Source organism: Pseudomonadota bacterium (assembly GCA_016711215.1).
In the GTDB taxonomy this organism is placed as follows: Bacteria; Myxococcota_A; Polyangia.
In genome coordinates, this window is sequence record JADJTL010000002.1 from 248,232 (window position 1) to 266,802 (window position 18,571).

An 18,571-nucleotide genomic window follows, 5' to 3' on the forward strand; every position below is an offset into this window, starting at 1 on the left:
GCCGCAATCCCTCCCCGTCAGCCGCGCCCAGCGGCAGCCCCGCGGGCGCGCCCGGCGGCTATGGTAATGGACTTCGGCGCACCGGCGCCAGCCAGCGCCCGCGCGGGCCTGGCTTTAGGCGAAGCGCCCGCCCTCCGGGTCGTAGGGATTGCCCTTGCAACCCGGCACCGCGGCGAAGGTGGGCGGGTCAAAAATGGTCCCGCAGAGATTGGCCACCCTCGTCTCCTGTCCGGTGGGCGAGGGCCCGGCGTCCTCGCCACCTGCGGGGACCAGCTCGGCCGCAGCGGGGGCAGCCGGCGCCGGCTGCCCGGGGGCCGCGGGTGCGCCCGGCGCGCTGACAGGGGCTTCGCTGCTCGACGGGGCGGGAAACAGGCCGGCGGCACCCTCCGACACGGTCTTTGCCACCGTGCTTGCCGCGTTGCCGACGCTGTCGGCTGCCGTCCCGGCCAACGCCGTCACTTTGTCGCCTGCGCCGTCGAAGAGCCCCTGAACCCCGTCTGCTAGCCCTCCCAGCAGCTGGTCGGCCGTCGGCAGCTCGATTCCTTGGCCTCTGAGGAAGTCCGCGCCGAGGTCGATGCCCTTGTTGACGACGTAGCTGCTGACAGCGCCGGCGACGACGGTTTCGAGCAGGCTGGTCTTCTCGGGCTGATTGGACTCGGGCGGCTCGGGTGGCACGTAGTCGTTGGGTGAGCCACCGGCGGGGGTGCTCGCGGCAGCGGCGCTCGGCAGCGATGGATAGGCTGGCTCAGGCGGAGGGAGCGGAGGCGACGCGCCGCTCGGCGCCGCGACCTCCGTGACGACAGCGGCCGCGCCAGGCTGACCCGAGCCCCCAGACGCCGCTCCGCTAGAGGGCGCCGCTCCGCTAGAGGGCGCCGCTCCGCTAGAGGGCGCCGCTCCGCTAGAGGGCGCCGCTCCGCTAGAGGGCGCCGCTCCGCTAGAGGGCGCTGCCGGCGGCAGGGCCGGCGCCGCCACGGCAACGGGCGTGCTCGCTGCCGGCGGCGAGGCCACCGGTTCCCCCGTCTTCGGCGCGGCGCTGTCGCTCGCCGCCGGTGCCACGGGCGGACTGGGTGGTCTTGCCACCGGCGCCCCGCCCGCGGCGTTGCTCTCGGGCCCAGCAACGTTGCCGAGGGGCGCCGCGGCCTGCCCCGGGCTCGCGGTCAGCGTGGCGGCCGGGCTCGCCGTAATCGTGGCGGCCGGGCTCGCAGAGGGCGTAAGGCTCGCCGTGGAGGGCAAGCCCCCGGCCGTGGGCCCGGCGACGGTCGGTGCGACGATGCCAGCGCCTGGGGCAGGCGGCCGCGCCACGGCGACCGCCGGCGGGGAGAAGGTGCTCGCCGTGCCGCCGCCCGTCAGCGCGCCGGCCTGCGACGCGACGCCCGCCGCGCCATCGGGGCTGGACCCGGCGGCGACGGCTGCCGCGGCAGCGGCGCCGCCACCACCCGAGCGCGCGCTGGCGCCGAGCGCCACACCGGCACCACCCGCGGCCACACCGACGCCGACGGCCGCTGCCGCCCACGCCTTGCCACCGCCGGCGGCCCCCTCGGCGAGTCCGACGGCGCCCGACCCACCGAGCGCGCCCGGCGTGACACCCGAGGCCACGCCCGAGGCCATACCCGAGGTCGTACCCGGCAGCGCGCTGGGCAGCGTGCTGGGCAGCGTGCTCGCTGGGCTAGCGCTGGCGGCAGCGTTCGCCAGGGAGGAGGCGCCCGGCAGCGGCGAGCCCAGCTCGGCCGCCTCGCCCGAGCCCCGCAGGCTGCCCGCGGTCGTCCCCAGCTCGTCACTCCAGGCGCCACCGGCGGCGGGCTCACCGGGCGGCCGGAGGGCCGGCGTCAGGTCTGCGCCCGCAGGCCAACCGTCGAGCTCGTCACCCTCGGGCGTGACCGCCGGCGCGGCGTCCTCCGGCATGTGGTCGCGGGGCGCCGCGAAGCCCTGATCGGTCGCGAGCGCGTCGCGCGTCGAGGTGAAGGGCCGGTCGACGCTGGAGGCCGGCAGCGGCGTCGAGCCGGGATCGAGGGTCAGCGGGTGGCCGCCCCCGGGCCGCCACCCCAGCCCGCCGCCATCCGGTGGAAGGGCCGCGCTCGGCGGACCCCCAAGAACCTCGGCGGGCGGCGCCAGGACCTCGGCAGGCGGGGCAGCCGAGAGCCCCGCGAGGGGTGCCGCGGACGGTGCCGCCAAGGGCGCGCTCAGCGGGGCTGCCGCGGCGCCGACGCTCCCCGCCTGCGCCCCGCGCAGGGCGGGCGCGGCCAAGGCCACCGCGCCGACGCCGACGACCCCGGCGGCCGCCGCTGCGGCGATCGGTCCGAAGGAGCGCCGCGCACCGACCTCAGCGAGCTCCTCCAGCAGCGTGGACGAGGGAGCGCCCGCGGCGCCGCGCAGCGGGGCGAAGGCGCCCGGGTCGAGATCGGACGCCGAGAGCTCCTCGGTGCGCGCGGCGTCGAGCGCGCTTGGCGGGGGGCGCCCGGTCCCAAACGACCCCTGCAGCACCTGCCCCAGCATGGGGCTCGCCACCTCCGGTGCCGCTGCACCCTCACCGAGCGGCAGGCGCTGAACCACCCGCAGCTCGTCCGGCGCCGCCATGGCTACGAGGACCACGTCCCGCTCGGCGAGCAGCGCCGCGCCGAGGGGCAGCGCCGCGCCGGCGCCCGCCGGCATGGCCGTCCCGGCGAAACCCGCGACGTCGTACACGCGCGCGGGCTCGCGCCAGCAGACCTTCGACGCCTCCGGAACGGCAGCGAGGGTCCAGGCGCGGGCCTCGCCCCGCGCGTCCGCCGAGAGCAGCCGCCCCGTGGGCAAGGGCGTCCCAAGGCCGCCCCCGGCAATCCAGGCCAGGCCACTCGGGCGCTCCCGATGGCGGCTGGGCTCCGGCCACCCGACCCGCGGCGCGGCGCCGTCGATCGCCTGAGCGTAGACCATCCCGTCGGCGCCGAGCGCCGCCACGACCGAGCCTCGCGCCGCAAAGGCCAGCGAGTGCACCGGCGCGGGCACGGTCCATACCGCCTGCACGGCGCCACCGGTGGCGTGAGCGAGCGGCAGGAGCCGGACCAGGCCGTCGCGGCCAGCCACCGCCACCAGGGCACCACCGCCGTCGATTGCGGCCGCCGACAGCGGCGCCCGCCCGACCCAGCGTTCGGCCACCAGTTCGAGCGCGGGTGCGCCCGAGGCGAAGCTCATCGCGTAGATGCGCAGCGCGCCGTCATCCCCGGCCGATACCAGGCGCGTGCCCGTGGCGTCGGCGGCCAGCGCCCGGACCGGCCCTTCGTGGACCTGCAGGTGCGTGCGCGGCTCCCAGGCGGCTGGCGCGGGCTCCCAGCCCAGGACGGCGCCGCCCCGCGTGCCCGCCACTAGAAGATCGTCGCCGAGGAGGGCCAGCGCGCTGATCGGTTCCGGGCAGATCCAGCGGGCCACGGCGAGGCCCTGGGGCAGCTCGAAGACCTCGACGAGCGAGCCGGCCGGCGCGGAGGGGGACGCGCCAGCCGTCGGCCGACTGACCGCAACCCAGCGACCCGATCCCGAGATTGCAAGCAAATGCGACCGTCCGCTCGGGTCGGCCGCGCTTCTGCCCAGGACGCTCGCCATGCTCTCCGTCGCCTGCCCGGTAAAAGCCCCGGTAAAACTCGTTGAAGCAAACCCTCAAAACGAAAGCGCAAGAGCGAGGCCGCCGGCGTCCGATCGAGGCCCGCCGCGCGCCGCGCGCACGACCGAGACCACCACCGCCCGCGCGGCCCGCGGGATCACCAGAGTAGCACCATCACTCAGCCTGGGAAGGCCAGCCCCCCGATCGAGTGGGTAATCGCTCACGAGCGCGACCCAGCGAGCCCGTCACGCGGCGACGAACCCACCCCCTGTCGCGGCCGGGCATCGGCCTCAGGGCTGGCGTCGATGAGGGCGCAAGAGCGCGCGCGTCAACAGGACCAGGCCCGCGGCCAACAGGAGAACGAGCAGCACCACGAGCACGATGCGCCAGGGCAGCGGCACGCCGCGCGCTGGCACGCCCGCGGATGAGAGGGGGCCGGCGGCGGCCAGCACCGCGGATGAGCGCAGCCCGCCGGCAGCCAGGGTCAGGGGCGTGGCGCGCGCGCAATCATCCCAGCGAAAGGTCAGCACGAGCTGATCGTTGAGCTCGCGGGCGAGCTGCTCGAAGGCCGCGGTCAAGCCCCCGGCGCTCCGCACCCAGCGCAGCGTGCCCGCCGAGCGCTTGGCCAACTCCCCGAGGTTGAGCAGCGGGCCACGCGCGTCGAAGGGCGAGAAGGCGAGCGGGTGAATCGGCACGCCATGGCGACGGGCGCGCCGGCCGATGGCGCGAAAGGCCTCCCAATCGGGCTGGCGGTCGATCCCATCCGAGACCACCACGAGCACGCGACGCTGAGGTCGGGCGGCCGGCACGCCGGCGGCAGGGTCGGCTCCCGCGACGCTGTCGACGAGCGAGCGCAGCGCCAAAGCGAGCGTCTCCACCAGCGCCGGGTCGCTGGGTCGCTCGGCACTCGAGAGCGCCTCCACCGCCGACCTCGCGCGCTGCGGCGTCAGCCGACGGCCGAGGCGTCGGACCTCATCCGTATAACCGAGCAAGGTCAGCCGACTGCCGGCGGGCAAGGACTGAACCAGGCTCGCGGCACCCTCGCGCAGCGCGGGCATGGCCTCGTGGAAGGCGGCACCGAGCGCAACCACCAGCGCGAGCTGTAGCGGCTCGCCCGTCGCCGCGAAGGTCGTCGCACCCTGTGGACGAGCGGCGACCTGACGTGGGCCGGCCCAGAGCGTGTACTCCGAGGGTGAACGACTGCGCAGCTGACCCTCGAGCTCCAGCTCGCTGGCGTAGGCTATGAGCAGGTGCTCCCCCTCACAGCGACGGCTATCGATGCGCTCGAGGCGCAGCCGGGGGCGCGACGCCGACGCAGCGAGCGGAAGCGTCGTCACAGCCGCCAGCAGGCCCCAGAGCACAAGCGGGCCGCGCCGGCGCGAGCGCCCACGCGCGCAAGGGGTGGCGCGCGCGCTCACGTCAGGCTGGGGAGCCCGAAGCTCAGCTCCACCCTGCGCCCGCCCAGCACGTCGCTGCCGACCCTCAGCGCAATCCCCAACGCGGGTGCGTCCCCTGGACCGCTCGCGCCCAGGAGCTCGAGATCGACCCGCCAGCCATAGCCGGTGGCGCCGACGAGCCCCTCGAGGTAGCGCTGCAGGTCGGCGCGCAAGCCCTCGGCGCTCTGCCCGGCGCCGCGCCCCACGCGATAGCGGTCGAGCGCCTTGACGATTCGGCACACCAGGAGCTGATAGGGAAACGCCAACGCCGTGGCGCGCGCCGCCTGCTCGCTCTCGGGCCGAAAAAGCGTCGGCGCGCCAGGAAGAAACGCGCTGTCGCGGTTCGACCGCCCGCAAAGCGGGATGAAGCCCTCGCGCACGAGGTCCGTCGCCAGCGCCTCCGGGAGCCGCGCGGCGAGCGGCAGCTTGAAGGCCGGCTGCCCCGCCACCGCGACCTCGTGGACGGGAAGATCCTCGAGGCGCCGCGCCGGACCCACGATCTCCGTCGGCCAGCCGCCAGCGCCCTGGCTGCCGACGACCAGCGCCGCAACCGCCCACGCCGGATCGCCCCACAGCAGCTCGGCTGGCTGCGCCACGCCCTCACGATAGGGCAACGCGTCGGCGGCGAGCGGCTCATGGGGCGCGCGGAGCAGGAAGGGATTGAAGGCCACGCCGAGCCAACGCGCGCATTCCTTGCGCCGCAGGGCGTTCCACTTGGTATAGCCGACGCCCTCGAGCAAGGTCCCCGGGTAGCGCAAGGTGGCAGCGTCGCCCGCCGCTGCCAGCCCAAAAAAAGTGTGGCCGACCGAGGCCAAGAGCGGCACCTGCGCGGCTTCGGCGAGCTCGGCGGCCTGCTGCAGACGCTCGGCGCCCACCGCCGGGGCGTCGCGACCGGGGGCGGTGACGCCAAGGCCGGGTGCGACGATCAAGGCTGGGGCCACGCCGCCGGGGTCGGGCTCGAAGAGGGCCGCCTGGCGCTGCTCCAGCGCCGCCACCCAGTCGGCGGGCGCGGCATGCATGACCTCGAGCTGGATGCCGGCACGAAAGGGCGTCCGCTCGACCAGGAACCTGAGCCCACGCCAGCTCGCCTCGACCTCGGCATAGCGGGGATGATGGACGATCGCGTCGAGCTGATGGCCAAGGAGCGCGATCGCGCGCGCGCGCGCGGCGGCGAGGGCTGGGCGGGCGGGTGCGACCTCCGCGCTCGACGGGGGGCGGCGCGTCAGCTGCGCGACGACGCGATCGACCGCGGCAAGCGCGCGTTCTTCGGCCTCCGGCACGCGCACGAGCTGCAGGATGCGATCGACCGCCGGGTCCTGCGACGACGCGGACGACGGGGCCGACGCGGGCGCCTCCGCTGCAGCGGGGGGCGAGGGGGCGGGAGCCGCGGCAGGCGCCATGCCTGGCGCCGCGACGGGCGCGGCAGCCGGCGTGGCCGCAGCGCGCAAGAGCGCGCCGAGCCCGTCCAGATCGGCATGAGCCGTCGCGAGCGCGGCGAGGCGCTCGAAGGGGGCCTTGCCCTCGGCGAGGGCCTCAAGCTCCCGGGCGAGCGCAGCCAGGCGCCGCAGCGGCTCGACCGCCGCCACCACGCGCTGGGGCAGCAGGTCCTCGTAGGCTTCGAGGGTGAGCTGCACCTCGAGGCGGGACGGCTGGCCCCCGCAGAGGTTCGGCACCTCAAAGCGCAGCCGTGGCCGATGCAGACGGAGGAGCTCGGCGAGGTCCTCCGGCGTGCGCAGCACGTGCGGCGGTAGGACGGCGTCGCCGCTGCCGAGATCGGCGACGACGAGCACGCGCAGCGCCGGCCGCGCGTGGGTAGGAGGCTCGCCAGGTTGGAGGGCGACGCTCAAGAGAGGCGGCTCCGCGGTAGCGACGACCCGTCGCGACGGCCAGTCTAGCAGGCACCGCCCTGCGGCGACAGCGGCGACAGCGGTCGCGCTGGCGCGATCCTGCTGGCGCGGACGCTTAAAACGCCACCCTCGGGCGCGCGAGCCGCTATACTGCGCGGTACGCGCCCATGGACCGCATCCTTCCCTCTTCCAGTCGTTCGCCCAGTCGTTCGCCCAGTCGTTCGCCCAGTCGTTCGCCCCGTCGTTCGCCTGCGTGGTCGCCTGCATGGTCGCCTGCGTGGTCGCCTGCGTGGTCGTCGGGCCGACGCGACCGACGCCGAGGCGCGCGAACACCGCGCCTCGCCCTGACGTTTTTCTGCATCGCATTGGGGTGTGCCGGTACCGCGCGCGCCGACAGCGGGCCGCTCGAGCCGGAGTGGTTCGGGCCGCGCAATGGCGACCTCGAGCTGCGCTTGGGCGGCGATTTCGCGCGGCTCTTCAAGAGCGGGGTGACGGACCTCAGCGTTGGCATCGACCTCGGCCTCTTCCTGACGGATTGGCTCGAGGGCGGCCTCAGCGGGAGCCTCAGCTACGCGGGCCACGACCGCGCCACGATCACCCTCGCCACGGAGACGGGACGCCTGGCTCAGGCGCTGACTGTCGAAGGTGAGCGCCGGCTGCGCAGCGGCTGGAGCGGCGGTCCTGGGCTCTGGCTACGCTTCCTGCCCTTCGCGATCGCCGGCGAGCTGCTGCCGGAGGTGCTCGCGCCCTTCATCGGCCTCGAATTCGGCCCGCGCTTCGCGGCCGGCGTCACGCCTTATCTGGTCGGCAGCGCCTCGCTGGGCCTCAACCTCTACCTGACGGATCAGATCGCGCTGGCGCCCGAGGTTGGCTACAGCGTGATTTACGCGACCGACGCCGCCGCCCACTTCGGCAGCTCGGCGCTCGAACAGGTGCTGGCGGTCAACTGGGGTCTGGGCCTCTTCTTCACCCCCTAAGCGCAGCGAAGGCCTGAGCGCGTCCCGTGGCCGTCACGGTCCGAGGAGGGCAGAGCGAGCATGAGCAAGACGGTTGCCCTGCGGATCGCACCCTCGGTCGAGGCCGCGCTGGCGATCGCAGGGACGGACGACCTTGCGCCGCTGGCCCTCGCCCAGGGCGCTGTGCCGCTGCTCTGGCCCGCGCTCTTCGACTACGAGGAGGCCCGCGTACGCAAGGCAGGCGCGGTCGACGTCGTCGGCGCCGTCGTTTCGCAGCCGCAGGCCCTCGGCCGCGCGCGGGCGCTGCTCGCCGCGCTTCGCCCCCAGGGAGCACCCTGGGCGGCGGTGGCCCACGTATTGGCCCGAGAGCTGGCTCGCCAGCCGCCGTCGGCGCAGGTAGCGCTGACGCCCACGGCGCTGCTCGCCACGCTGCCGCCCCCCGCCGCGCGCGCCTACGTCACGCAGATCGTGCAGCTCTGCGATCTCTGGCAGCGCGTACGCCAGGGCTTGCCCTGGGCCGAGGCGCGCCGGCTGCTCGATCGCTTCGGCCCCGACACGGCCCTGGCCCTGGCTCAACCCGACGGACACCGCCTGCGCTATCACCTGGTCGGCACCCTGGCCGAGCTCTCGGAGCTCGATGACCTGGTGCTCAGCGCGGGACAGGCCGAGGCGGATACCAAGCCCGAGGCGCTGGCCGTCGGCGAGCACGGGCTGCTCCTTGGCCGTTTCGGCGGCCGCTGGAAGCTGATGAGCTCCGGCTGCGACGAGGACCTGCTCGGCCTCTGGGCCGGCGACGAGGTCGCCTTCCTCGTCGGAAGACGCGGCACGCTGCTGCGCCTGGCCGACGGACGCTGCGAGCGCATCGAGGTCCCGACGGTGCAGCAGCTCAACAGCGCCTGGGGGATCGACCCGACCTTGCTGATCATCGCCGGGGAACAGGGCACGGTGTTGGTCTACGACGGCAAGGTGTGCAAGCCGTGGCCCGTACCGACGCGCTCGGCCCTGCACGCGGCCTGGGCCAGCGCCCGCGAAAGCATCTGGCTCGCCGGTCAAGAGACCTCCGTATGGCGCTTCGACGGCTACGCCTGGACACCGCTGGCGCTGCCCGCGGAGAGCTTCGTCAGCCGCCTGGCGGGCGCCGACGGCCGCCTGGTGGCCGCGGGCGGCTCGCGGCGCGGCGGCGAGCTCTTCCGCCTCGGCGGGCGGGGGTGGGTGCGCGACGAGCTGCTGCCCGCGGTGGAGTGGATCGAGGGGCTGTGGTTGGGCTGGGACGGCGAGCTGGGTCTGGTGCCGCGCCGCGGTCCGGCGTGGCGCTTCGATGGCCAGCGCTGGGTCTCCGAGGCGCTGCCGACCGACGAGGTGATGGCCGCGGCAGGCGGTGACCTGGTCGCGATCGCGGGCACGATGCAGAAGCAGACGGTGATCGCCGTGCGTCACGAGGGGCGGTGGGAGGTCGAGACGGCGTTGCGCGACCTGCGGGTCAACGCCCTCTGGGTGGCCGGTGATCCGAAGCCGCCGCGCCTGCGCCTGGACGGCGACAGCGCCGGCGATAGCGCCGCCGACCGCGCCTCCGCCACTGCCGGCGGCAGCAGTGGGGCCCCGGGCGCGCCCAATGCACGGTCGGGAATGTCATACGCGGGCAATTGACAGGGTGGGCTGCAAGTGCACGATCGTTTGACGGAGCTGCTCGGCGTCGAGGTGGTCGGCCAGGTGGTCGTCACCGACCACGGGCTGGACCATGGGCTGAGCGATCTGGGACTCGGCCGAATTTGCCTAAACCCGTTGGATCGCGAAGCGGTCTTCGAGCTCGTCGGGCGGCTCCAGGCGGCATTCCGGGGGCAGGCTCAGGTCGTCGACCGCCTGCATCTGGAGGATACCCGTCAGCTCGTGCGTGGAATGGTCGAGGTTCGCCTGGCGGCGCCACCGGCCGAGGAGCCCTATGTTCTGCAAATTACGAGCGCGGCCGTGCTGGCGCTGGTCGAGCGGCGCCTTTGGCTCGGCCCCGAAGAGCAGGGGGACCTCTTGAGCGCCCTCGTGAAGGGCGTGGCGACCGTGCTCGAGGGCGACCACGAGCGGCCGCTGCGCAAGCTCTCGGACTACGCAGGGCTAGAGGAGCGGTACCTGGAGCGGCTCGATCAGGCGCTGCGCTCCGCGGTGGCGGGTGAGGCCGCCGCAGCGAGGACTGCGGCGACGGCCGCGGTCGCCGAGCTGGCTCCGGCCCTGGGCCGAGCCTGGCGGCTGCTGCCCTGGCCGCACCGCGAGGGGCGGCGCGCGCTGACGCCGCGCCAACGCGGACCCCAGCTGCCCCACGACGCGTCGCTGCGGCACACCGCCATCGCCGTGGTCGAGCAGCGCACGAACCGCCTCGCCTTCGGCCATACCCATCCCCACGATCCGCAGGCGGACTACCCGCAGGGCGCCGGCTGGTTATGCGAGCTCGTCGGCCACCTCCACACCACCTATCCCGCCGCCGAACACAGCGTCACACTCGGCCGGGCCTCGAGCCCCGCCGCCTTGCTGAGCTGCTTTCCGGGCCTCGAAGGCGCGGTCGGGCTCCGACCGGAAGCGGTCGAGGACGAGGTCAGACCATGAGTGCTGCCAACAAGAAAGCGCCGCGCTTCGAGCTGAAGGTCGACGGCCTCGCGGAAGGTGCGCTGCAGGTCCACGGCTTCGAGGGCCACGAGGGCCTCTCGCAGCCCTTCTGCTACGAGCTCCAGCTCTTCTCGGAGGCGAAGGCGCCGGTCAACCCCGCCGACGTTCAGGAGAAGCAGGCGCACTTGATCTGGAAGTGGATGGACCCGCCGCGCCTGGTGCACGGCATCATCACCGGCTTCCGTGGCGTGGGGCGCCCACCACCGCAGGCCGACGGCAAGGCTGCAGCGTCGAGCGCCGAGGAGGCGCAGGAGGGCGAGCAGCGCGGCTTCCGCTACACCGCGCTGCTGGTGCCGCCGATGGCCCAGCTCGCGCACCAAACGAGCACCCGCGTCTTCAACGCGATCAGCACGCCCGACATCGTCAAGCAGGTGCTGGCCGAGGCGAAGCAGGAGCTCGGCGCGTGGAAGCTGAAGGAAACCTACCTCAAGCGCGCGCACTGCACCCAGTACCAGGAGAGCAGCCTGCGCTTCCTCGGGCGCATCCTCGCGCAAGACGGCCTCTGCTACTTCTTTGATCACGAGGCCAGCCCCAGCGGCCAGAGCCGGCTGATCGTCGCCGATCAGAACGAGGCCTTTCGCAAGCTGCCGGGCATCGACGCGCAGCGGTCGAAGTTGACCGGACCCGCGGGCCCCTTCCTGCGCTACGTCCAGCCGACCCATTCCGAGCAGGGCGTCGGCCAGTACCAGCAGCTGGCGCAGCCGGGCGCGCGGGCCTTTGCCACCTCGGAGCCCGATCCCGACGCCTCCGAACACGGTGGGAGCGCGGAGGGCAGAGCCGGAACCGACAAGCTGCTCAGCTCGCAGGCCCTTGGCGCTACCTATCAGGTGGTGCTCCCTCCGACGACAGCCAAGGCGAAGCGGGCCCAAGGCAAGGGCGTGCCCCAGCCGGAGGACGGCATCTCCCCGGAGCTGGTCGCGCGCCTCAACACCGTGCGCGCCGAGTCGGCCAAGACCCAGCAGAACCTCGCCAGCGGCCAGAGCAACTGCGACCGCCTGGCCGCGGGGATGCGCTTCACCCTGCGGGGCTTTCCGGACCAGAGCGCCCAGGACTTCGAGCTGCTCGTCGTGCAGGTGCGCCATGTCGCGAGCAGCGATCCCGCCTATGGCAACGCCTTCGTCGCCTTCCCCGTCGCCCTCGGGAGCTACCGGCCGCCGCAGAGCATCGCCAAGCCGCAGGCGGCCGGGGTCGGTACCGCCAAGTGCGTCAGCTCGAGCGGGGAGGAGGGCGCGCCCTTGTTCTTGCCGCGCGCCGGCGACGAGGTCGTGATCGTCTACGAAAACGGCGACCCCGATCGGCCGCTGGCGCTCGGCTCGGTCTACAACTCCGCCAATACGGCGCACCTGCTGGCGACGACGCCGATCGGCAGCCTGGCCAAGGGCACCGGCGCCAAGACCCTGCAGGCCAATCGCAACGTCGCGGGCCTGCGCTGCGGCGCCAACGAGCTGGCCCTCAGCGATGCCGCGAGTGGTCCCCTGCTCTACCTCAAGGCGCAGGACCAGATGTGCATCGAGGTCACGGGCTCGCAGACCACCGAGGTCAAGGGCGACCAGACGGAGATCGTCGGCGGCAGCGTCAAGATCATGGTCACGGGCAGCGTGACGATCACGGCCAAGGCGATCGTGCTCAACGGTGGCGCCTCCACCCTTCAGCTCGACGATGCTGGCATCAAGATGAAAGGCAAGGTCGTCGGCCTCAAGGCCTCGAGCGGCGGCAGCATCGACGTGGCGGGCGGAAAGATCAACCTCGGTCGCGGATGATGAGCCGGACCTCGCCCCCAGCCGCCTGGCGCGGGCGGCGCTGAGTCGAGCGCATGGCGCTACTGCCCCGCTATTATCAGACGGAGCTGAGCTACCTGCGCGACCTCGTGCGCGACTTCGGTCGGCGCCACCCGGAGGTCGCGCACGTCGTGCGCGAGGGCGGCGACCCGGCCACCGAGCGCCTGCTCCAGGGCACGGCGCTGCTGACGGCCCGCACACGCTACCGCATCGAGGATGACTTCCCCGAGGTCATCGGCCCGCTCTACGAAGAGCTCTGGCCGCAGTATCTGCGCGCCTTCCCGGCCGCGACGCTGCTCCAGCTCGTCGCGCGGCCGGGCGCGCTGCGGCAGAACCTGCCGATCGCCAGCGGCACGGTCGTCGTCGGCCACGAGGTCACGCTACCGCCCGACAACCGCACGATCCGCTGCGACTTCACGACCTGTGGCCCGCTCAATGTCCCGCCGGTCGAGCTCGTGGCGGCGCAGCTCGACCGCGCGCATCCGGCCGACCTGCGCCTGCGCCTGGCCTTCGAGCTCTCCAGCGGGGGGGTCTTCGATGCCGCTGGCCTGAGGGCGCTGCGGCTCCACCTGCGTGGCGAGCCCGTCGCGCGCCTGACCCGTTACCTCTGGCTCACGCATCAGGCGCGCGGGGTGTCGATCTGCGACCCGGCCGGCCGTGTCTGCGCCACGCTGCCCGCCTCGGCCATCAGCCCCGTCGGCTTCGCCAGCGGCGAGGCCCTGCTGCCCGGCACGCCGCCACCGCTCGACGGCTACCGGCTGCTGCAGGAGTACTTCGCGCTGATCGACAAGCTGATCGGCGTCGAGTTTGGCAGGCTCGACCAGGTGCCACCCGGCGCGCTGCAGCGAGCCTTCGAGATCATCGTCCATCTCGGGCCACTGCCCGCGCCGGCGATCGGCGCGGAGGTGACGGACTTCGCGCTCGGCTGCGTCCCCGCGATCAATGCCTCGGCGGCCGAGCAAGTCGACCTGCCCGTGCTGCCCCAGACCAGCCAATACCCGCTGACGGCCCCGCAGGGCGGTGAGGTCTTCGCCGTCGACGCCGTCGGTGGCTACGACCCGACCCACAAGGCTTGGGTCGACTACGAGCCCTTCGTCGGCAGCGCCGGCGCGCTGCAATCGGGCGGTCGCCCCTGCTACCAGGTGCTCTGGCGCGGCGACGGCGTACGGGGCGTGCGCGCCTACCTGCTGATCACTGACAGCTTCGGCCGCCAGCTCCAACCGCCGAGCGAGCGCCTGCGCCTGACGCTGCGCTACACCAACGGCGACGTGCCGCTGCGCGTCGGCGCGGGCGAGACGCTGGGCGCGGCGCCGACCACGCCGCAGTTCGTCGACGTGCGCAATCTCACGCCGATCGCAGGCGCGCGCGAGCTGGCGCTCGGCCGCGACGAGCAATGGGACCTCCTGGCGCTCTTCACGATGCACCCGCAGGACGTCAGCAGCATCAACGGCCTGACGCAGCTCTTACGGCGGGCCCGCGACGGGCGCAGCCCCCTCGGCGGCCTGCCCGAGGTGCGCGCCGTGCGCTCGACCACGAGCAGCCGCCTGCACCGGCAAGCGGTGGTGCCGATGCGCGAGGTCGAGGTCGAGGTCGGCGCGGAGGCCTTTGTTTGCGAGGGGCACCTCTGGCTCTTCGGCCAGGTGCTACGCTTGCTCTTCAGCGCTCGCGGACCCTCGCCGGTCTTTCATCGCCTGACCTTGCGGGCGGCGCCCGATGGGCCGGTCTTTCGTTACGCACCGCGCTAAGGCGCGGGCAGCAAAGGAGGCGTGCGATGGGCAGGCTCGTGGCTGTACAGGGCGCGATAACGACGTGTTCCGGCGTCTGCTGCCACCGCGGGTCGTCGACGTTGATGATCGAAGACAAGCCCGCCATCCTCCAAGACTGCGATTGTCACAGCGGCAGCCAACTGCATCCGAGCATGCCGCTCGTCGTCGCCGCGGTTCCCTGGGTCAGGGTCGACGGTCTTCCGCTCGCCGTGGTCGGCAGCCTGACGGCCTGTGGCTGCCCGATCAGCTTCCCCAACCAGTCGACCATGGAAATCGAGTGAGCCACGGCGCCCGTCGGCAGTAACGCAACGGACTGCTAGCGCGCGCCTAGGGCTCCAGCCGGTGGCTCTTGAAGACCATCGCCGTGCGACCGATGCGAATCACGTCGCCGTCGATCAGGTTGGCGCGCTCGGTGCGCACGTTGTTGACGTAGGTGCCGTTGGTCGAGCCCATATCGCGCAGCACAAAGCCATGCTCCGCGCGCAACAGCTCGGCGTGGCGGCCCGAGGCGTAGTCCTCCGTCAGCACCACGCGGCAGTCGGGCTGGGCGCCGATCACCGTGCTCGCCTCCAGCGCCAACACCTCACCGCGCCGCGCTCCCTCGAGGAAGGTCAACCAGCCGAGCAGAACGGGCTGCTGGTGGCTGGCGCTGGCGAGCGCCGCCACGTCGTATTGCACGGTGCGCGGCGAGTCGACCGGGCGGTCGGTGGCCCGCAGCAGCACGACGCTGATGTTGTCCATGCTGCCGTGGCTGAGCGCGGCGCGCGCCATCCCCGTCGCCACGTCCGCGGGACCAATCAGCTGAGCCCCTACCAGCATCTCGCGCATCGTCCACTGCGGCACGCTATCGGTCAGCCCGTCGCTGCAGAGCAGCAGCACATCGTCGAGCTCGAGCGCGATGCGCGTATGGCTCGCCCCCAGCTCCTGCGACTGCAGCCCGAGCGCGCGGACCAGGGTCTTCCCCGGGCGCTGCACCTTGGGCCGCACCTGAGGATGGTCCCTGAGGTAGTGCTCGAGCGAGTGATCGCGCGTCAGCAGGCGCAGCTCGGGCGCGCGGTAGAGGTAGGCGCGGCTATCGCCCACGTGCGACACGACGAGCTCGCGCCCGCAGTGCAGCACCAGCACCGCGGTGGTGGTCATCCCTGAGAGATTCGGGTCGCTGGCCTGCGCCGCGAGGATCGCCCGATGCGCGGCCTGAAACGCCGTTTCGCAGACCTGCTCGCCCATCGCGCGGAGCTGCAGCCCCTGGCGAGCGCTGAGCTCGGCGAGCGTCGAGCGCACGGCCTCAGCGGCCAGCTCGGCCGCCGTGCGCCCGCCGACGCGCGCGCTGGCGCCATCGAAGACGGCGTAGAGCCCGAGCTCGGGGTCGAGCAGGATGCAGTCGTCGTTGGCCGGGCGGCGCCCGGTGTCGGTTTCACCCGCGCTGATCAGGAATAGCTCGTCCTCCACCGCGTCCTCCGCCGCGCCTCCCACCCGGGCCCCCCTCGAGGGCGCGAGCGCCGACGCCACCACGGGCTGTGGCCTACCCTAGCACCGGCGTGAGCGTGCGCTCAGCGGCGCGGCTCGTCGTTCGCCAGCGAGGCGTAGGCCCGATCGAAGGGTCGGCCGAAGATCGCCTCGAAGGTCGCGTTATCCTCCTCGGCGAGGTCGCGATGGATCGCTTCGAAGGTCTCCCAAAGCTGCTTCGGGCCGAGCGTGCGCTGGCTCTTGCCCGCCTCCTGACGAATCGTCTCGGGGCTCAGCCGATCGAGCAGATGGCGCAGGCCGGCGACCATTCCGTTGAGCAGGCCGACCTCATGCAACATGATGCTCTTGAAGGCCTGCTCCAGCGCCGGCACGGTATCGCGACCGAGCTCGAAGAGCGAACGGCCAAGCGCCTCGGGGTCGTCGCCGCGCTGCAGCAGCTCGTCGCCAGGGGCCTCGATCGCCCGCAGGTCGAGCATATGGCGGAACTGGTCCTGACCGCGCCGCAACGCGATCAGGCAGCGCAGGAAGACGTCGAGGAGCTGGTCGAGTCGGGCGCCGAAGGCCAGCACTTGCTGCGGGTCGTCGAGCGAACGGCCGAGCAGGCGCTGCGCCAGGCTGTCGAGGACGTGGAGCGCGCTGAGCTGGAGCGCGCCGGTCGCGGCCCCGAGGGCGGGCGCGCCAAGCGGTGGTGGCGGGCCGGGCATCGCCCCGGGCGCGAAGCCCGCGACGACCGGGGTGGGCGCCGAGCCGGGAACCTGGGCTGCCGCCACGACGGGCAGCGCCACCACGCGGAGCTGCAACGAGAAGGGCACGACCCGCACGAGCTCTGTGCCGGTCAGCGTCACCTCCTCGCCCGCCGCGAGCTTGCGCCCGTCGACGAGCACGCTGTTGGTGCTGCTGACCTGGGTGATCGTCGCACCGCCCGCGCCGACGCCGATCGCCGCATGCCATTGCGACACGTAGGGATGATCGAGCACGAGCTCATTGGCGCTGTTGCGGCCGATGCGCACCGGCCAGCGCTCGAAGGTCAGCTCGCGCGTCTGACCGTCCACCTCGTTATGCAGGCGAAGCTGCAGCACCAGGGGCAGCGGACTGGCGGTGGAGAGGGGAGTGCGAGTCATGCGCCTTGGCCAGTCAGCCGCGCTGGCATCCGAGTCGCGCTCGGGGCGCAGCGCGCTGCCGGCGCAGTCCACTCTAGCGTGTCCACGCGCCCCACCCAAGGTTTCGCGGTCGGTTTTTACCGCCTCTTTGGCTGCGTTTTCCCTGTCGGCCCGCACGCCCGGCCGCCGATTGGACGCCGCCGATCGGACGGTTGACGGCAAAGGGCGCCATGATATCGTCGCGTCGCTTTGAAACCGCTCTGCCCTTCGATCACCTCACGCGCCGCGCTCGAAACCTGGTCGCTCAGCCCGGGACCCCGCGTGCTCGGCCTCCTGGCGCTCGCAGCCCTCGGCGGCTGCTGCACGAGTGCGCGCTGCCTCGAACGCCACAGCAGCCCGGATCGCGAGCGCGTTCAGGCGGTCAACGTGAAGCTCGGCGTGGTCCACAATGACCGCGTCAGCAGCCCGGCGCGGGATCGCACGGACTGGAAGTTCGTCGACCTCCCCAAGCCCGGCAAGCTCTCGGTACAACTCCATTGGGACACCGGCCAGGCGCGGCTCGAGCTGACCGTCTTCGACGTGCTCGGCGTCAAGGTCCAGGATGGTCGGCCGTGGGGTAGCGGCGGGCTGCGCGCCGCCGTCGCAGTCGAGGAGCCCGGGCGCTACTACGTGCGCGTGCGCGCCAGCGGGAAGCGCGACGAGACCGCCTACTCGCTGCGCCTCGAGTTCACGCCCGATCGCCCGGCGGCGCAATGCCAGAGCTGCTCGCCGGGTGAGCACCGCTGCCTCGGCAGCGACGCCTACCTCACCTGCGAACAGGTCTCGCGCGACTGCAACGCCTGGAGCCGAAGCGTGAGCTGCGCGCCCGGCATCGCCTGTCGCGAGGGGCAGTGTGAGACCTGCGCTGAGAGCTGCACGCCGGGGCAACGCCGCTGCCGCGACGGCACCCACGTCGAGATCTGCCGCGCCGAAGAGGCAGCCTGTCCGGCCTGGGTCAGCGCCAGCACCTGCGCCGGCGAGGAGCGTTGCCGCGGCGCTGGTCAGTGTGTGCGCCCGCGACGCGGCGGCGGCGCCCGCGCCGAGCCGGCGCCCGCCAGCGACCGCGCGCGCGCGCGCATCATCAGCATCTATCGCTACCGTGGGCGCATGACGCTGCACATCGAGATCGGTGACAGCACGTCGATCAAGGCGGGCCAGGTCGGCCGCGTGCTCGAGGGGACAGGCAGCACAGCGCTCGCCGGCGGTGAGATCAGGATCTCGAAGGTGGCCGGGCGCTTCGCGATCGCGACGACGAACCTCGAGACGCTCGGCAACAACCGCTGGGTCGAGATCCAGCTGCGATGAGCCGCCTCCGTCGGCCGCGCCACCCGCAGGCGCCGTCTGCGCTGCTCAGGCACCGAGCGGGCGCGCGGCGCGTCGGCGCGCTGGCGCCTTGGCGTTGCGCCGTCGTCGGCCTCTGCCTGCTGCCGCTGGCGGCCTGCGCGGCTCATAGCGAGCGCGGCTCGAGTTGGCGCGACACCACCGTCGACTACGGCCAAGGGCAGCTCCGGCTCTCGGTGCGCGTGCGCTGGTCGGTGGAGAGCGATCCGGCCGGCGCGACCATTCGCACCCCCGAGGGCGGCGAAGCGCTGGTGCGCGTCTTTGCCTGCGGGCAGCCGATGCGCCAGGTGCGCGCGCACATCGCCGAGCGCCTACGCGGTCAGATGCTGGCCGAGCGCCTGGTTGAACGGGGCGGTGTGCTGGCCTGGGCCTGGCGTCCCGGCCGCCCGACCGAACGCGCGGCGACCGAGCTTCCACCCACCCAGGTGGCGGTTGCCGTCCACGGCCCGCTGCTGATCGCCGTGAGCTCGACCAACCTGCCGCCCGATGAGGTCGTCGAGCTGGCGCGCCGCGTGCGCCTCGAGCTGCCGATCCCGCTGATCCGCGGCTGCCTCCCGGTCTGCGGCCCGGAACAACCCTGCCAGCCCGAAGAGGGCACGCTTCCGCTCTAGCGGTCGG

The 18,571-nt window shown here is 73.2% G+C and carries 13 protein-coding genes; 8 read left to right on the top strand and 5 right to left on the bottom strand.

What is annotated here, in order from left to right; translation table 11 throughout:
• Positions 1-114: 114 nt before the first annotated feature.
• From IPL40_06145 to IPL40_06155, 3 genes are all read right to left on the bottom strand, one after another.
• Complete coding sequence (locus tag IPL40_06145) at positions 115-3,573, bottom strand: hypothetical protein (protein MBK8480738.1); 3,459 nt, start codon at positions 3,571-3,573, stop codon at positions 115-117.
• Positions 3,574-3,861: 288 nt separating this feature from the next.
• Positions 3,862-4,908 (bottom strand): hypothetical protein, encoded by a 1,047-nt coding sequence (locus IPL40_06150; GenBank protein MBK8480739.1) that lies wholly within the window; start codon positions 4,906-4,908, stop codon positions 3,862-3,864.
• Positions 4,909-4,985: 77 nt separating this feature from the next.
• The gene (locus IPL40_06155) at positions 4,986-6,854 is read right to left on the bottom strand and encodes a type VI secretion system contractile sheath large subunit (GenBank protein MBK8480740.1); all 1,869 of its coding nucleotides are present in this window, start codon (positions 6,852-6,854) and stop codon (positions 4,986-4,988) included.
• A 365-nt stretch (positions 6,855-7,219) separates the two neighbouring features.
• On the opposite strand from IPL40_06155, the gene IPL40_06160 reads away from it, so the two are divergent.
• From IPL40_06160 to IPL40_06185, 6 genes are read left to right on the top strand one after another with little or no spacing between them, the layout of a single operon-like run.
• Entirely contained in the window at positions 7,220-7,831 is a 612-nt protein-coding gene (locus IPL40_06160) for a hypothetical protein (protein MBK8480741.1), read from the top strand.
• A gap of 60 nt (positions 7,832-7,891) precedes the next feature.
• Positions 7,892-9,457: a hypothetical protein gene (locus IPL40_06165; protein MBK8480742.1), complete on the top strand. Its 1,566-nt coding sequence runs from the start codon at positions 7,892-7,894 to the stop codon at positions 9,455-9,457.
• Between the two features lie 15 nt (positions 9,458-9,472).
• Positions 9,473-10,402 carry a hypothetical protein gene (locus IPL40_06170; GenBank protein ID MBK8480743.1) on the top strand — a complete coding sequence of 310 codons (930 nt, stop codon included), beginning with the start codon at positions 9,473-9,475 and terminating at the stop codon, positions 10,400-10,402.
• The gene (locus tag IPL40_06175; protein MBK8480744.1) at positions 10,399-12,222 is read left to right on the top strand and encodes a hypothetical protein; all 1,824 of its coding nucleotides are present in this window, start codon (positions 10,399-10,401) and stop codon (positions 12,220-12,222) included. Before IPL40_06170 ends, IPL40_06175 begins: the two co-directional genes overlap by 4 nt.
• Before the next feature lie 53 nt (positions 12,223-12,275).
• On the top strand, positions 12,276-13,985 hold the full coding sequence (tssF, locus tag IPL40_06180) for a type VI secretion system baseplate subunit TssF (protein MBK8480745.1): 1,710 nt from the start codon (positions 12,276-12,278) through the stop codon (positions 13,983-13,985).
• A 26-nt stretch (positions 13,986-14,011) separates the two neighbouring features.
• Positions 14,012-14,287, top strand: coding sequence for a hypothetical protein (locus IPL40_06185; protein MBK8480746.1), 276 nt, complete (start codon positions 14,012-14,014; stop codon positions 14,285-14,287).
• A 46-nt stretch (positions 14,288-14,333) separates the two neighbouring features.
• Here IPL40_06185 and IPL40_06190 read toward each other — a convergent pair whose 3' ends face one another.
• Positions 14,334-15,455, bottom strand: a complete 1,122-nt coding sequence (locus IPL40_06190) for a protein phosphatase 2C domain-containing protein (protein ID MBK8480747.1) — start codon at positions 15,453-15,455, stop codon at positions 14,334-14,336.
• A 101-nt stretch (positions 15,456-15,556) separates the two neighbouring features.
• Positions 15,557-16,594, bottom strand: coding sequence for an FHA domain-containing protein (locus IPL40_06195; protein MBK8480748.1), 1,038 nt, complete (start codon positions 16,592-16,594; stop codon positions 15,557-15,559).
• 228 nt (positions 16,595-16,822) lie between these two features.
• Between IPL40_06195 and IPL40_06200 the strand changes: the two genes are divergently transcribed.
• Together IPL40_06200 and IPL40_06205 are read left to right on the top strand one after the other, a co-directional pair.
• A complete protein-coding gene (locus IPL40_06200) occupies positions 16,823-17,917 on the top strand; it encodes a hypothetical protein (GenBank protein MBK8480749.1) in 1,095 nt (364 codons plus the stop codon).
• Positions 17,914-18,564, top strand: coding sequence for a hypothetical protein (locus IPL40_06205; GenBank protein MBK8480750.1), 651 nt, complete (start codon positions 17,914-17,916; stop codon positions 18,562-18,564). Before IPL40_06200 ends, IPL40_06205 begins: the two co-directional genes overlap by 4 nt.
• Positions 18,565-18,571 lie beyond the last annotated feature (7 nt).

Excerpts from the sequence above, each read along its gene's own strand:
- IPL40_06145 (MBK8480738.1), bottom strand. The coding sequence starts at position 3,573 with ATGGCGAGCGTCCTGGGCAGAAGCGCGGCCGACCCGAGCGGACGGTCG.
- IPL40_06165 (MBK8480742.1), top strand. The coding sequence starts at position 7,892 with ATGAGCAAGACGGTTGCCCTGCGGATCGCACCCTCGGTCGAGGCCGCG.
- IPL40_06175 (MBK8480744.1), top strand. The coding sequence starts at position 10,399 with ATGAGTGCTGCCAACAAGAAAGCGCCGCGCTTCGAGCTGAAGGTCGAC.
- tssF (MBK8480745.1), top strand. The coding sequence starts at position 12,276 with ATGGCGCTACTGCCCCGCTATTATCAGACGGAGCTGAGCTACCTGCGC.
- IPL40_06185 (MBK8480746.1), top strand. The coding sequence starts at position 14,012 with ATGGGCAGGCTCGTGGCTGTACAGGGCGCGATAACGACGTGTTCCGGC.
- IPL40_06195 (MBK8480748.1), bottom strand. The coding sequence starts at position 16,594 with ATGACTCGCACTCCCCTCTCCACCGCCAGTCCGCTGCCCCTGGTGCTG.
- IPL40_06205 (MBK8480750.1), top strand. The coding sequence starts at position 17,914 with ATGAGCCGCCTCCGTCGGCCGCGCCACCCGCAGGCGCCGTCTGCGCTG.